Below are 14,373 nucleotides of genomic sequence, written 5' to 3'. Positions count from 1 at the left end.
CAATTAACAAAAGCCGTTACCGGCAGGCGCTCACGACGGCTTGACTGAGTGCTCGACCGGCTCGGACGACACGACGCCCGCTGCGTGATCGGCGCCGAAACGGGCGCGATACAGGATCGCCAGCACGGCCGAAAAACCCGCGACGATGACGAATGGAACCGTCGCCGCATAGAACAGGTCCGATATAGGCAAATGCATGGAGAGCAGCATTCCGCCGATGACCGGCCCCGACACCGAGCCGATTTTCCCGATCGAAATCGCGCTGCCGACACCCGCCGAACGAAACGACGTGGGATAGATCATCCCGGCCACCGCATAGAGCCCGTACTGCGCGCCGACCACGCAAAAGCCCGTGAAAAACACGGCGATAGTGAGCCACGTCTCGGACATCCCCGTGCCCAGCAACGCGACAATCGGGCAGCCGATGGCGGGCAGCGCGATCACCGCCAACACGCCATGACGATCGACATAGCGGCAGAGAATCAGGCCGCCGAGCACGCCGCCAACCGAAAACATCGCGGTAATCAAGCTGGCATGCTGGGCACCGACACCGACGCCTTCCATCAGGATCGGCAGCCAGTTCTGGAGAAAATAGAGCGCCATCGAATTGGCGATGAATACAATCCACAGCAACGGCGTGATGGCGCGCAAACCGTCGGAGAAAATCAGCTTCAATACGAAACGCTTTTTGGTTTGCGTCACTTCATCGGCGACGAAACGCGCGTCGGCCGGGATGGTCAGCTCCGGTCGCAGACGGACAACGAGCCGCGCCACGATCTCCGGGCTGCGCCTCTTGACCACCAGCAGTTTTGCGGACTCCGGCAGCACGAACATCAACAACGTGCCGACAAGCAGAGAGCCGACGCCACCGACCACGAACATGACCGGCCAGCCGAAGCGCCCGATCAACGCCGACGACACCAGCCCCCCCGATCCAGCGCCGATCGAGAACCCCGAGAACATCAGCGTGACCCACGTCGCGCGCAGCCGCTTGGGCGCATATTCCGCCACCAGCGCCACCGAGTTCGGGATGACGCCGCCCATCCCGAGTCCCGCGAGAAAACGCAGCAGCATTAACTGATCGAGCGAAGTACTCCATACCGACGCCACCGTCAGCACCCCGAAAAACAGGGTGCCGGTCACGATGGCCTTCTTGCGTCCGAGACGATCGCCGAGGTACCCAAACAAGAACGAGCCGATGAGCGTACCGAACAGGCCGGCGCCGAACACGGGCCCGAATCCGCCGCGGCTGACATGCCATTCCTTGATGAGCGCGGGCGCCGCGAATGAAACGGCGGTCTGGTCGTAGCCGTCCATCAGCATGACAAGAAAGCACCAGAACAACAGACCGACGGCAAAACGGCCGATCTTCTGTTCTTCCACCAAATCCGCGATATTGAAAGTTCGATCTGCTTGCATGTCTTCCATGGACCTCGTTGTCAGATGCGCCTCGGCTGCCCCGGCATTCACTCGTTTTTCTTCTCCGGGGCTCGACCATCGGGCCGAGGTGAATATAAAGCGCCTTGCGTTACGACAGAATCAAAAATTTGTGATCATGCAATCGAAAACAGTGAACAAAGCCGCGAACGAAACCGCCTATCCCGTCGAGCCAAACGCCACATCCGCTTGGGCACTCTCAGAACAAGTGATTGATACCGATGCGCGCCACGGTCTGGCTGCCATTGCTGGAGGGCTGGTAGCCAAACTGTTCCGCTTGAGCGTTCGGTCCCGAGGCACGCTGCAACCCGGCACCCGCATATACCTGCGTACTCTTCGACAGGTAGTACGTGAGGAAGAGGTTGTACTGGTTGAACGTCAGGTCCTCAAAGAGCGAGCGGTTATAAGACAGGCCCAGCACATAGATCCGTTCGCCGGTCAGGTCGATGTTCACGCCCGCCTGATAGTTGCGCTCCGAGGCACTTCCCTTCGCATTCTGTAGCTTGACGTCGGTGAACGTCAGATGCGGCGTGAACGGGCCGATCACGTAGGAGCCCGCCACAGCGATCGTGCTATAGCGTGCCGCGTTGAACAGGGTTCCCTGCTGCAACTGCTGTCCCAGTAGCGACGTAAGGCCGAAGGTACCGAACACGTCCGCGGTACGGTTGTGCGACATGGTGTAGGCCGCGCCGAACTTCAGGCTCCCTTGCGCGTATTTCGCACCGATGCTGTACTGCCGCCCCGAGCTGAAGTTGCCCGCCTGGCCGCCGAAGCTGTTCATCGCACCGGCCTGGAAACCATAGAAGTTCGGAGTATCGTATTTCACCGAGTTGACCAGCGCGTGCGTGTTCGCGAGGCCATCCAGATTCCCCACGGTGTAGAACGATGAAATGCCGGGAACCGAGTTGTTGATCGCACCAATGTACTCATAGATGTAGTCGGGAATGTTGCCTGCACTCACCGTCCCAAAGCTGTTGTTCGTCAGGCCCACCAGCGCGATCCGGTTGAAGAAACTGGTGGGGTTGATCTGTGCGCCCGTGTTGGTCAGGAAGCCCGACTCCAACCGCGCAATCACCGAATTGCCGCCGCCCAGATCTTCGACGACACGAAACCCGAAACGGTCCGGCGTGCGCTTGCCCGCCGACTCCTGGAACAGGTGGGTGCCGCGAGAGTTCGATACATAGTCCACCCCGACGTCGACGCTCCCATAGAGCGTGGCCGAAGACTGCGCCCATACGGGCGCGCTAAACACGGCGACGCTGCAGCCGATCAAAAATCGCTTTTTCAAAGACGTCTCCAATTATTATTTACGTTATTCCGCTCTGATGTCGGATGAACCTGAGCGCACAAGACCTTTGCAATTTCGGGCAAGGCGGTTTTGTACGCAGCTCGGAGTGTAGCGAAGACAGATCCGCATTTGAATCACGAATTATCGATGGATTCATCGAAGAATCCGATTACTTGACAAGGGTTTTTACCGATTAACCGTTTTAAATAGATTAAGCATGTTTTGCTTTAGCGCCAGCGTGCTACTATCCGCCGCAAATGTGAATGCGGATCGAAAAAGCATTGACAGTGGAATCGGAGAACGTAATGCAATCCAAAACAATCCCTCCGCGGCGCATGGTCGTCGGTATCAGCGGTGCGTCAGGCGTCGTGTACGGCGTGCGTTTGCTCCAGTTGCTAAGACAACTGGAAATCGAATCGCATCTCGTCATGAGCCGGTCGGCGCAGGTCACGCTCGCCCACGAGTCGGACTACAGCGTGGCCGACGTGCGCGCAATGGCCAGCGTCGCATACACGAACGCCGACATTGGCGCCGCGATTTCGAGCGGATCATATCCGGTGATGGGCATGATCGTCGCTCCGTGTTCGGTCAAGACGCTCTCCGAAATCGCGACGGGCATTACGGGCGCCCTTCTCCCGCGAGCCGCCGACGTCATGCTCAAGGAGCGCAGGCGGCTCGTCCTGATGGTGCGCGAGACGCCCTTGCACCTCGGCCACATCCGCAGCATGGCCTCGGTCACGGAAGCCGGCGCGATTGTTTATCCGCCCGTGCCGGCTTTCTATGCGAACCCGGAATCGATCGAGGATATGGTCGACCACACGCTCGGCCGCGTGCTCGATCTGTTCGGCCTGGAGGCAAACACCGTGCGTCGCTGGGGCGTTTAAACGCCGCGCCCGGACTTCCAGGCTTCCAAATCCCGAATTACATTTTGTTTTCATTCCGGTAATCCGGGTTTATCCGCGGACGCCATCGCCATGCTGAATTCAATCACGCCTATTCCACGATTATCAAATTTCGGTGATAACTCATTCGGTTTAATTTGCTTCATCCCGACGGACGGTTGTTTTAAAGTAACTGAATCAGGCATCGAGTGAGTGAACGATTAATCAGAATTATCGATTGATTCATAAATAATCTCGATTACACCGACTTTCACGATAAACAAATCGGTAGACGAATGAAAATAATTATTGCTGGAGCGGGTATTGGCGGATTGACGGCTGCGCTCGCGTTGTTAAAGAAGGGCTTTGACGTCACGATTCTCGAACAGGCGCAGGCACTCAAGGAAATAGGCGCAGGCGTTCAATTGAGTCCGAATGCAACGCGGGTGTTGTATCAGCTCGGCATAGGCGAAACGCTCGAACACGATGCATGCGAACCCCTCGGCAAGCGGGTGAGGCTGTGGAACACCGGACAGACATGGCGGCTGTTCGACCTTGGCACGCAGTCGCGGGAAATCTACGGCTACCCCTACTTCACGCTGCATCGCGCAGATCTGCACCGGGCGCTCGCCGAGGGCGTTGCCGCGTTGAGCCCGGACACCATCAAGCTGGGCGAGAAAGTGGCATCGGTGCATCAGGAGGCAGGCTCAGGCAAGGTGGCCGTGCATACCGTGAGCGGTGCGATCTACGAAGCGGACCTCCTGATCGGTGCCGACGGCGTTCACTCCACCGTGCGGCGCGCGCTGTTCGGCCCGGACGAGCCCGTGTTCTCCGGCGTCATGGCATGGCGCGGCGTGATTGACGCAAGCCGCTTGCCGGACCATCTGCGCGTGCCCTACGGCGCGAACTGGGTTGGCCCGGGTGCCCACGTCATCCACTATCCGTTGCGCGGCAGCACGCTGATCAACTTCGTCGGTGCGGTGGAAAAGTCCGGCTGGGAAGTCGAATCGTGGTCCGAACAAGGCACGCTCGAAGAATGTCACGGCGACTTCGCAGGATGGCATGAGGACGTTCACACGCTGATTTCCGCTATCGATATTCCCTACAAGTGGGCGCTCATGGTCCGCGAGCCGATGAACAACTGGACCTCCGGCAACATGACGCTGCTCGGCGACGCGTGCCATCCGACGCTGCCGTTCCTCGCGCAAGGCGCGGGCATGGCCATAGAAGATGGCTACCTGCTTGCAAGATGCCTCGAACGCTACGGTGCAGATCTTGCACGGGCGCTTGCGCGTTATGCGGAGTTGCGCCTGGAGCGAACAGCACGTGTCGTGCGCGGATCGGCCGCCAATGCCACTCGCTTTCATAATCCTCAACTCGCCGACGCTGAGGGTGCCGCCGCGTATGTCGATCGCGAATGGACCGAGGAACGCGTGAAGGAACGGTACAACTGGCTGTTCGAATACAACGTGGACACGGTCGAAATCTAACCCGCTTTCCCGGTCATCAAGGAGACAAACAATGTCCAAGCTTCCGCCCGTTCTGGGCCTGCATCATTTCGCGTGGCGTTGCCGTAACGCTGAAGAGACGCGCAAGTTCTACGAAGACCTGCTCGGTCTGCCGCTGGTCCACGTCATTCGTCTGGACCACGTGCCGAGCACCGGTGAATACTGCCCGTACGTGCATCTCTTCTTTGAAATGGCGGACGGTTCGAACATCGCGTTCTTCGATCTCGGTGACAACACCGCCGCGCTGCCGTCGTCGAATACGCCGCCCTGGGTCAACCACATCGCGTTGCGGCTCGGCGCGCTCGACGAACTCGAGTTCATGAAGAAGCGGCTCCTGGACGCCGGTGTAGAGGTGCTTGGTGCGACGGATCATCATTTCGTACAGTCCATCTATTTCTTCGATCCCAACGGCATCCGCCTCGAACTGACCGTACCGACTGCGCCCGCGGAGCAACTGGCGGGCTTTAGAGCCGACGCCCGTCTCACGCTCGACGCATGGACCGAGGAAACCGCAAACCTGCAGAAGCGGCCGGCATGAATTCATTAAATCCGACACATGACCCCGAGCGCCGTAGCTGGATCGAATCAGCCAACGCGCCCGGCAGCCACTTCCCGATTCAGAATCTGCCCTTCGGCGCATTCATCCGCGATGGCCGCGCGCGTGCGGGCGTGGCGATCGGCGAGCAGATTGTCGACCTGCACGCGCTGGCAGAAGCACGGCTCGTGGACGGCGATGCGCTGATCGCCTGCACGGCGGCATCAGCATCGAGGAACGGCACGCTCAACGATCTGATGGCGCTCGAGCCCCGCTACCCGTCGGCGCTGCGCCATGCGCTGTCTGGCCTGCTGAGCCGCGATACGCCGCTGCCTGGCCGTCTGCGCGAGCTTGAAACCCTCATCCTGCCACGCATGTCCGATGTCGAGATGCGGCTCGCATGCGATATCGGCGATTACACCGACTTTCTGACGTCGCTGCATCACACCGAGCGGCATGGACGCTTCAAGGGTCTGGCTGATCCGCTGCCGGCTGCGTTCAAGTCGCTGCCTATCGCCTATCATGGCCGGGCTTCGTCGATTCGCGTGAGCGGCGGCAATGTGCGGCGCCCGTACGGCCAATATCGCGACGCAGAAGGTCAAGTGCGCTTCGGTCCCGCGCCGGCGCTCGACTTCGAACTGGAACTGGCGGCGCTCATCGGGCGCGGCAACGATCCCGAACAACCGATCAATATCGATCACGCGCTGGATCACGTGTTCGGCTACTGCCTGCTCAACGACTGGTCCGCGAAAAGCATTCAATGGTTCGAGCAAGTATTGGGGCCCTTCCTTGGCAAGAGCTTTCATTCCAGCGTGTCACCGTGGATCGTGACAGAAGAGGCGCTTGCGCCGTTTCGTATCGCGGCACCGGCGCGCGCGGCCGGCGACCCCGCCGCGCTGCCGCATCTCGACAGCGAAGCGGACCGCCGTGCGGGCGGTATCGATATTGAACTGGAAGCGTATCTGAGCACTGCGCGCATGCGCTCAGCGGGTACAGCGCCGGCACGCATCACGCTCACGCATCTGGGCAACCTCTACTGGACGTTCGCGCAAATGATCGCGCACCACACCAGCAACGGCTGCAACCTGCGCACCGGCGACCTGCTCGGCAGCGGCACCATTTCAGGCGCGGAAGATGTCTCGCGGGCCTGCTTCACGGAGCTGACGAACGCCGGCAAGGACCCATTGCAACTGCCTGGCGGCGAGACTCGCATTGCGCTCGAAGACGGCGATGAAATCACGCTGACCGCGCGCGCCAGCCATCCGGGCGCGGTATCGATCGGATTCGGCGAATGCCGCGGCCGCATTGTCGCGGCGCACGCCCTGCATACAGGCGAGAAATGACGACGCTCAACGGATTTTTGAAAGTAGGCGATGGTCCGCGCAAAGTGCTCGCGATGAACGGCTGGTTCGGCAGTTCCGCCGACTGGATGCCGATACTGCCAGCGCTGGACCTGGACGCGTTCACCTACGTTTTCTTCGACTATCGCGGCTATGGCCGTTCCATCGAGCGCGACGGCGAGTACACGTTCGCTGAAGCGGCCGCCGATGTAGTGGCACTGGCCGATCACCTGGACTGGCAGCGTTTCAGCCTGCTGGGCCATTCGATGGGCGGCATGGCGATGCAGAAAGTGCTGCTCGCCGCGCCTGAACGGATTGAGCGGATGGTGGGCATCGCGGCGGTGCCAGCATGTGGATCACGAATGGATGCTGCGCGGCTGGCTGGGTTCGAACGCGCGGTCGATGACATCACCGTGCGCGCGGGCATTATCGACTTTTCTACGGCCAGGCGTTTGTCGCCGGCGTGGAGCACCCGCCTCGCACAGGAATCGGCTCGCCTGTCGCGACCCGAAGCCTTCGCGGGTTATCTGCCGCAATGGGCGGCAGGCGACATGTCGGCGGACGTGGCGGGCAACGCCGTACCGGTGAAAGTGTTCATAGGAGAGCATGATCCGACTTTGACTCCTGAGCTGATGCGCAGCACGTGGCTTGCGTGGTACCCCAACGCCGAGATGGAAATCCTGCCGAATGCGGCACACTATCCCATGCACGAAGTACCGGTCGCCCTTGCAACGGCGCTGGAAATTTATTTGAAGCGGGCGTAAGACCGGACAGCGCGTCAATAGTCCGGCGCCGCAATCCGCAGGAGACAAGCATGTACGAGACTATCTATATCCGGCCGGAATCCCTGACCGAGGCCATTGCGCTTCTTGGCGAGCACGAGGAAGCGCGGCCGTTGTCCGGAGGCATGACCCTGATTCCCACGCTGAAGCAGCGCCTTGCCGCGCCGACGCATCTGCTGGATCTCGTGCGGCTGCCGGAACTGCGCGGCGTGCAGACAGCGAACGGTGTGCTGCGCATCGGCGCGAGCACCACTCACGCGAACGTCGCTGCATCGCCTGAGGTACGCCAGGCGATACCGGCGCTGGCGCAACTGGCGGGAATCATCGCCGATCCGCAAGTGCGCAATCGCGGCACGCTGGGCGGTTCCGTCGCGAATAACGACCCGGCGGCCGATTATCCGAGCGCCGTGCTCGCGCTTAACGCGATCGTCGTGACATCGGCAAGGCGGATCGCCTCCGATGATTTCTTTATCGATACCTTCGATACCGCGCTCAACGCAGGCGAGCTGATCACCGCAATCGAATTCCCTGTTCCCGAGCGCGCGGCGTATGCGAAGTACCGGCATCCGGCGTCGGGTTATGCGGTGGTCGGCGTGTTTATCGCGCGGTTTACCACGGGCATTCGCGTTGCAGTGACGGGCGCGGGGGCGTCGGTATTTCGCTGGTCCGACGCGGAAAGCGCGCTGGAAACGGACTGCTCCGATGCGGCCATCGCCGCGCTTGAAGTCGATCCGTCGAATCTTCCCGACGATGCGAACGGCTCTGCCGCCTATCGGGCGCACCTTATAAAAACCTACACACGCCGCGCGCTTCACGCACTTTTGCAACCGCGCGGCGTCCAGTCAAACTAATCAGGAGACGAACATGGAATTTACCGGATCGCAGACTATTGCGGCGCCGCGCGAACTGGTGTGGAAAGGCTTGAACGACCCCGCCGTTTTACAGGCGTGCGTACCCGGATGCGAGGCCTTCACGCCGGTCAGCGACGACGAATATGCGGCGGTCGTGGTGGCATCGGTCGGTCCCGTCAAGGCGCGCTTCAAGGGCACACTGGTGTTGTCGGAACGAGTCGAACTCGAGGGCTACAAGATCGTCGGCGGCGGCGAAGGCGGGATCGCCGGCTTCGGCAAGATGACTGCCACGGTCACGCTCGCGGACGCAGCCGAAAGCACCCTGCTCACCTATGTTGCTGACGCGCAAGTTGGCGGCAAGCTGGCCCAGATCGGCTCGCGGCTCGTGACGTCGGTCGCCAACAAACTCGCCGCCGAGTTCTTCAAGCGGTTCAACGCCAACATAAGTGAAGCCGTCGTCAAGTAACGCGTTGCGGTGCATAAGCCGGTGCACGTGGTCGGCTCACTGCGTTCGTTCAAGGAACACAAACAAATCATGATCGAAGTTCAATTGCAGGTGAACGGCGCCGACGTTCGCTACAAGGTGCCTGACCATACCTTGCTCGTCGAGTTTCTACGCCAGAATTGCCGGCTGACTGGCACCCACGTTGGCTGCGACACGAGCCAGTGCGGCGCGTGCACGGTCAATCTCGATGGCGTCGCGGTGAAGTCCTGCACCATCCTCGCGGCTCAGGCGAGCGGCGGCAGCGTGGTCACGGTCGAGGGGCTCGCCGCGCCGGAGGGCAAGACGCTTCATCCTGTGCAAGACGCGTTCGTACAGTGCCACGGGTTGCAGTGCGGGTTCTGCACACCCGGCATGATCATGGCGGTGGACTTCTACCTTCGAAAGCCGCCTTCGCTCAGTGAAGCCAATATTTGCCACGCGCTGGAAGGCAATATCTGCCGCTGTACGGGCTATGTGAACATCATCGAATCGGTGCGGCACGCCGCGCGGGAGATGTACCCGGAACTCGAAGCAGCGGGGAGCGGCAAGTCATGATCGGCAAACCCATTCCACGCGTGGAAGACCGGCGCTTCGTAACAGGCCAGGGCAATTACACCGACGATATCAACGTCGACGGCCAGGCACACGCCGCGTTTCTGCGCTCGCCGCATGCCCATGCACATTTGCGCTCGATCAACATCACGGCGGCCGCCGAGGCGCCCGGCGTTCTCGCCGTGCTGCTCGGCCAGGATTATCTGGACGCGGGCTTTAGAGGCGTGGATCACATCCCCAATCCGGCCGATGCCGTGATCTCGTCGCAGCCCGCCTTCCTCACGTCCAGCACGGGCGCGATCTTCAACCAGCGCCACATCCCGCTGCCGATCGACAAGGTGCGCTATGTCGGCGAGGCAATCGCCATGGTCATCGCCGAGACGCCGCTTCAGGCACGCAACGCAACCGAGTTGATCGACGTGGATTACGACGTGATCGACGCAGTCGTGCATGGCGCCGATGCAATGCAACCGCAGGCGCCACAGCTTTGGGACGGAGCGCCGGGAAACCTGTGCTTCCAGACCCAGATCGGCGACCGTGAAGCCGCGCGAAAAATTATCGCTAAAGCATTTCTCGTCGTGCGGCGCGAATTTCATAACAGCCGTCTCGTCAACTGCCAGATGGAGCCGCGCAGTGCTATCGGCTGCTACGACGCAACTGCCGAAACGTACACGCTGATCTCGGGTAGCCAGGGCGCGGTGCGCCAGAAGCTGTGCATCGCGGCCGCGCTCAACGTGCCGCCCGCCAGCCTGCGCGTGGTGTGTCCGGACACCGGCGGCGGCTTCGGACCACGCTCGTTTGTCTACGTCGAACAGATTGCTGTGGTCTGGGCGGCGCGTCACGTCGCGCGTCCCGTCAAATGGACGAGCGATCGCAGCGAAGCGTTTCTGTCCGACTATCAGGGACGCGACCAGATCATTCGTTCCGCGATCGGCTTCTCGAAGGAAGGACGCATCCTCGCCATCGACAACGAATGGATCGGCAATGTCGGCGCACACACCGTCTCCTATGTGCCGATGTCCAACGGCACGCGCATCATGACAACCGTCTACGACGTGCCCGTGGCCGCTGTACATGTCAGCGCCGTCCTGACCAATACGGTACCCACGGCGCCGTATCGCGGCGCCGGCCGGCCTGAAGCCACGCATGTGATCGAGCGCATGCTCGATCTGGCGGCACTTGAATTAGGCATTGAACGCGCCGAGTTGCGCCGGCGCAATCTTGTCACGCGCGACAAGCTGCCGTATCGGAGTCCGATGGGCCTCACCTACGACAGCGGCGATTTCATGCGCAACATGGAACGCGCGCTCGAACTCGCCGACTGGAACGGTTTCCCCGCGCGACGCGACGCGTCCAGCGCGAATGGGCGCTTACGGGGAATCGGCATGGCGAATTACATCGAGTCGCCGGTGGGCGCGCCGCGTGAACGCATCGAGATGACGGTCTTGCCGGAAGGCATGGTGGATCTCGTGTCAGGCACGCAATCCACCGGGCAAGGTCACGAAACCACCTTCGCACAAGTGGTCGCGCAATATCTCGGCGTACCCATGTCGGCCGTGCGATTGCGCACCGGCGACACGGCATTCGTGAGCATCGGCGGCGGCAGTCATTCGGACCGGACCATGCGGCTGGGCGGCATGCTGCTCGTCGATACCTCCGCGCAGATTGTCGCCCACGGCAAGCGGATCGCGGCTGCGCTCTTCAATACGACGCCGGAATGCATCGACTTCGCCGAGGGCAGGTTCAGCCACCCCGCTTCGGGTCAGCAAGCGAGTCTCTTCGCGCTCGCGAGCCATGTGGCGTCCGACGGCATGCCCGGCGATCCGTCGATCAAAAAGCTCTATGCAGAAGCCGAATTCAACGGACGTGTCCCCGCGCACCCCACGGGCGCGGCGATCTGCGAACTGGAGGTGGACCCGGATACCGGCATTGTCGCGTTGCTCAACTACACATCGGTCGACGATGTCGGCCAGCCGATCAATCCGCTGATCGTCGAAGGCCAGGTGCATGGCGGACTTGCGCAAGGCATTGGCCAGGCGTTGTCGGAAGGCTGCTATCTCGATCGCGACAGTGGGCAGGTGCTGACCGGTTCATACATGGACTACGGCATGCCGCGCGCCGGCAGCGTCCCGCCGCTGCGCGTCGAGCTCACGGAAGACCCGACGAGCGGTAATCCGCTACGGGTCAAAGGTGGCGGCGAGAGCGGCATCACGCCCGCGACGGCGACCATCTTCAACGCGCTCGCCGATGCCCTTAGACCCTTCGGCAACGACGAACTCGCCATGCCCGCCACGCCTGTCGTGGTGTGGGAATTCATTCATCGCAAGCAAGGAAGCGCTCATGTCATCTGAACTCGTTTCAATCCAGCGCCATGGCGACGTGCTCGACGTCGTGCTCGATCGTCCGGACAACGGTAACCGGCTCAACGCCGCCATGAGCACGGCGATCATAGACGCCATCAGCCATCTCGACGACGCGGTAAAACTCGTGCGCATCCGCAGCAGCGGCGCTGACTTCTGTACGGGCAGGGAGTCGCCGATGCCCGCTGCCGACTCCAGGCCCTCCGCCGAAACACTGCGGCGGATCGTGGCCGCGCCGCCGCTCGAACTCTACGATGCACTCAAGGCCGTGCGCGTGCCGGTGCTGGCCATCGTGCGCGGCCGGGCGATTGGTGTAGGCTGCGCGCTGGCGGGCGTGTGCGATCTCACGCTGAGCGCCTACGACGCGATCTACCAGATTCCCGAAATGGAACGCGACATTCCGCCGACGCTCGTCATGTCCGCCTTGATTGGCCGCGTGCCGTTGAAAACGGTTGCGCACATGGTGCTTAGCCGCGCCTCGCTGAGCGCAACGCAAGCGCTGCAGGCGGGGTTGATCAGCCACGTGGTGGCGTCGGGTGAACTGGATGCCGAAGCCGACGCGCTCACGGCGACCCTTTTGACATGCAGCGCCGTCACGCTGCGCGCCGTGAAGCAGTTCCTGCATCTGGCGCCGGAAATGCCGGCCGCGAGCGCCAGCGGTTTTGCAGCGCATCTGGCCGCCACGGCTTTATCGGCACGTTTCTGAATGGCGGGTCACGTACTCGACATTGAACCAAAGTTGAACCCGAGTTGAACTAAAGGACTACGACATTGAAACCCCGCGCTGAGATTCCACACACCGCAACCGGCGCGAGCGCGCCCGATCTGGAACGGTTCGGGCTGCGCCGCTTTCTCGAATCACTCGATGGGGACGAACTCGAGCGTCACGACAATCCGGTGGAACTAGCCGACATAGCAGCGCTGATGGAAGGCAACGCGCGCGCGGTCTGGATCAGCCGGCCATCGGGCGACAGCATCTCGCTCGCCGGCAATGTGACCGCGAGCCGGTCGCGCCTCGCCAAGGCCTTCGACACCACGCCGGACAAGTTGCTCGACGTCGTGCGCGAGCGTTTGCGCTCCAAGGGGCAACTCGTGGAAGTGAGTCGCGAGGAAGCGCCCGTTCAACAAGTCGTGCTCACCGGCGATGAATGTGATTTCACCAAGCTGCCCATTCACCTTCAACATGATCTCGATGGCGCACCATATGTGTCGGCATCGATTGATTTCGTAGTTGATCCGGAGTCCGGATGGACCAACGTCGGCGTGCGGCGTTTGATGCTGCGCGGTCGCCGCACCGCGGGGATCGATCTGGTCGCGCCGTCGGACCTGCGCGCCATTGCCATCGCGCACGCCAAACGCGGCGAACGCTTGCCGATCGCATTTGCTGTCGGCACGCACCCGATCGATCACGTGGGCGCGACCATGCGAATCCCCGCCGATGAACTGGAACTCGTTGCCGCGCTGCGGGGCGCGCCGATGGGCGTCGTCAAATGCGTGACCAGCGACCTGCGCGTGCCCGCCGATGCCGAGTTCATCCTCGAAGGCTATCTCGACGAACGCGGCCATTCAGACCCCGAAGGTCCCTACGGCGAATTTCTCGGCTACTACGGCGGCATCAAAACGAATCCGGTGTTTCACCTCACCGCCATCACGCATCGTCGCAACGCGATATTTCAGACCTGCACCATCGGTGGCCGCAGCATGGCACGCACCGATACCGCCCAGCTCGCGGCGTTGCGAACCGAAGTCACCGTCTGGCGTGCACTCGAAACCGCCGTGCGCGAAGTCAAGGCGGTCTATGCCGGACCCGCGACCGGCGGCATGTTCAACGTGCGCGTCGCCATGCAGCAGCGTGTGCCGGGCGAAGCACGCAACGCGATCGCCGCCGTGTTCGCGTCGCTCGCCAACGTGAAGCATGTGTTCGTCGTAGACCCGGATATCGATATCTTCTCCGACGAACAAATGGACTGGGCGCTCGCTACCCGCTTCCAGGCGGACCGTGACCTGGTGTTGCAAAGCGGCCTGCGGGCCATGCCGCTCGATCCTTCGCTCAACGGCGCCACGCAGACCGCGAAGGCCGGCTTCGATCTCACCTTGCCGTTGCTCAAGCCCGGCACGCAACGTTCGCTCGAACATCGCGTGCCAACGCCGCCGGCCTATGCGGGCGCGCGTTTTGAATCGCTGGAAGCGGCGCTCGAAGACGGGCCGAAACGCTTTGTCGATTTGATGGCGGCAACCGGCACGCGGGATGGCCGTGAAATCGTGCGCTGGCTGGAAGATGTCGCAACGAAGCGCCCGCTCAACCGCGATGAAGAAGGGCGTTACGGGTTTGCGTGAAGGCGATGCGCCAGTAAA

At 61.7% G+C, this 14,373-nt stretch carries 13 protein-coding genes; 11 read left to right on the top strand and 2 right to left on the bottom strand.

Annotation, left to right across the window (positions count from 1 at the left end; genetic code table 11):
• Positions 1 to 30 precede the first annotated feature (30 nt).
• Positions 31 to 1,419 carry an MFS transporter gene (locus tag ACSQ36_RS39830; protein WP_436186486.1) on the bottom strand — a complete coding sequence of 463 codons (1,389 nt, stop codon included), beginning with the start codon at positions 1,417 to 1,419 and terminating at the stop codon, positions 31 to 33.
• Between the two features lie 217 nt (positions 1,420 to 1,636).
• Positions 1,637 to 2,725 (bottom strand): porin, encoded by a 1,089-nt coding sequence (locus ACSQ36_RS39825; RefSeq protein WP_436186352.1) that lies wholly within the window; start codon positions 2,723 to 2,725, stop codon positions 1,637 to 1,639.
• A gap of 305 nt (positions 2,726 to 3,030) precedes the next feature.
• On the opposite strand from ACSQ36_RS39825, the gene ACSQ36_RS39820 reads away from it, so the two are divergent.
• The 11 genes from ACSQ36_RS39820 (at position 3,031) to ACSQ36_RS39770 (ending at position 14,355) form a co-directional block, all read left to right on the top strand.
• Positions 3,031 to 3,609, top strand: coding sequence for a UbiX family flavin prenyltransferase (locus tag ACSQ36_RS39820; protein WP_213762671.1), 579 nt, complete (start codon positions 3,031 to 3,033; stop codon positions 3,607 to 3,609).
• A gap of 293 nt (positions 3,610 to 3,902) precedes the next feature.
• A complete protein-coding gene (locus ACSQ36_RS39815; RefSeq protein WP_213762672.1) occupies positions 3,903 to 5,096 on the top strand; it encodes an FAD-dependent monooxygenase in 1,194 nt (397 codons plus the stop codon).
• Positions 5,097 to 5,127: 31 nt separating this feature from the next.
• A complete protein-coding gene (locus ACSQ36_RS39810; protein WP_213762673.1) occupies positions 5,128 to 5,652 on the top strand; it encodes a VOC family protein in 525 nt (174 codons plus the stop codon).
• Positions 5,649 to 6,992: a fumarylacetoacetase gene (gene fahA / locus ACSQ36_RS39805; protein WP_436186351.1), complete on the top strand. Its 1,344-nt coding sequence runs from the start codon at positions 5,649 to 5,651 to the stop codon at positions 6,990 to 6,992. The genes ACSQ36_RS39810 and fahA overlap by 4 nt, the downstream gene beginning before the upstream one ends.
• Complete coding sequence (locus tag ACSQ36_RS39800; protein WP_436186350.1) at positions 6,989 to 7,753, top strand: alpha/beta fold hydrolase; 765 nt, start codon at positions 6,989 to 6,991, stop codon at positions 7,751 to 7,753. Before fahA ends, ACSQ36_RS39800 begins: the two co-directional genes overlap by 4 nt.
• Before the next feature lie 50 nt (positions 7,754 to 7,803).
• A complete protein-coding gene (locus ACSQ36_RS39795) occupies positions 7,804 to 8,622 on the top strand; it encodes an FAD binding domain-containing protein (RefSeq protein WP_436186349.1) in 819 nt (272 codons plus the stop codon).
• A gap of 13 nt (positions 8,623 to 8,635) precedes the next feature.
• Positions 8,636 to 9,088 (top strand): CoxG family protein, encoded by a 453-nt coding sequence (locus ACSQ36_RS39790; protein ID WP_436186348.1) that lies wholly within the window; start codon positions 8,636 to 8,638, stop codon positions 9,086 to 9,088.
• Positions 9,089 to 9,157: 69 nt separating this feature from the next.
• A complete protein-coding gene (locus ACSQ36_RS39785; RefSeq protein WP_213762678.1) occupies positions 9,158 to 9,661 on the top strand; it encodes a (2Fe-2S)-binding protein in 504 nt (167 codons plus the stop codon).
• Entirely contained in the window at positions 9,658 to 12,009 is a 2,352-nt protein-coding gene (locus ACSQ36_RS39780; RefSeq protein ID WP_436186347.1) for a xanthine dehydrogenase family protein molybdopterin-binding subunit, read from the top strand. The genes ACSQ36_RS39785 and ACSQ36_RS39780 overlap by 4 nt, the downstream gene beginning before the upstream one ends.
• On the top strand, positions 11,999 to 12,724 hold the full coding sequence (locus ACSQ36_RS39775; protein ID WP_436186346.1) for an enoyl-CoA hydratase/isomerase family protein: 726 nt from the start codon (positions 11,999 to 12,001) through the stop codon (positions 12,722 to 12,724). The genes ACSQ36_RS39780 and ACSQ36_RS39775 overlap by 11 nt, the downstream gene beginning before the upstream one ends.
• Before the next feature lie 65 nt (positions 12,725 to 12,789).
• Complete coding sequence (locus ACSQ36_RS39770; RefSeq protein WP_436186345.1) at positions 12,790 to 14,355, top strand: UbiD family decarboxylase; 1,566 nt, start codon at positions 12,790 to 12,792, stop codon at positions 14,353 to 14,355.
• Positions 14,356 to 14,373 lie beyond the last annotated feature (18 nt).

It is taken from the genome of Caballeronia sp. LjRoot34 (genome assembly GCF_964253815.1).
GTDB lineage: Bacteria > Pseudomonadota > Gammaproteobacteria > Burkholderiales > Burkholderiaceae > Caballeronia.
Note: the sequence above shows the minus strand (reverse complement) of the source record. Positions and strands in the feature narration are given on the sequence as shown.

Bases quoted from the DNA above. Each gene is read 5' to 3' on its own strand.
- ACSQ36_RS39810 (WP_213762673.1), top strand. From the start codon at position 5,128: ATGTCCAAGCTTCCGCCCGTTCTGGGCCTGCATCATTTCGCGTGGCGT.
- fahA (WP_436186351.1), top strand. From the start codon at position 5,649: ATGAATTCATTAAATCCGACACATGACCCCGAGCGCCGTAGCTGGATC.
- ACSQ36_RS39795 (WP_436186349.1), top strand. From the start codon at position 7,804: ATGTACGAGACTATCTATATCCGGCCGGAATCCCTGACCGAGGCCATT.
- ACSQ36_RS39800 (WP_436186350.1), top strand. From the start codon at position 6,989: ATGACGACGCTCAACGGATTTTTGAAAGTAGGCGATGGTCCGCGCAAA.
- ACSQ36_RS39780 (WP_436186347.1), top strand. From the start codon at position 9,658: ATGATCGGCAAACCCATTCCACGCGTGGAAGACCGGCGCTTCGTAACA.
- ACSQ36_RS39830 (WP_436186486.1), bottom strand. From the start codon at position 1,419: ATGCAAGCAGATCGAACTTTCAATATCGCGGATTTGGTGGAAGAACAG.
- ACSQ36_RS39775 (WP_436186346.1), top strand. From the start codon at position 11,999: ATGTCATCTGAACTCGTTTCAATCCAGCGCCATGGCGACGTGCTCGAC.
- ACSQ36_RS39815 (WP_213762672.1), top strand. From the start codon at position 3,903: ATGAAAATAATTATTGCTGGAGCGGGTATTGGCGGATTGACGGCTGCG.
- ACSQ36_RS39785 (WP_213762678.1), top strand. From the start codon at position 9,158: ATGATCGAAGTTCAATTGCAGGTGAACGGCGCCGACGTTCGCTACAAG.
- ACSQ36_RS39820 (WP_213762671.1), top strand. From the start codon at position 3,031: ATGCAATCCAAAACAATCCCTCCGCGGCGCATGGTCGTCGGTATCAGC.
- ACSQ36_RS39790 (WP_436186348.1), top strand. From the start codon at position 8,636: ATGGAATTTACCGGATCGCAGACTATTGCGGCGCCGCGCGAACTGGTG.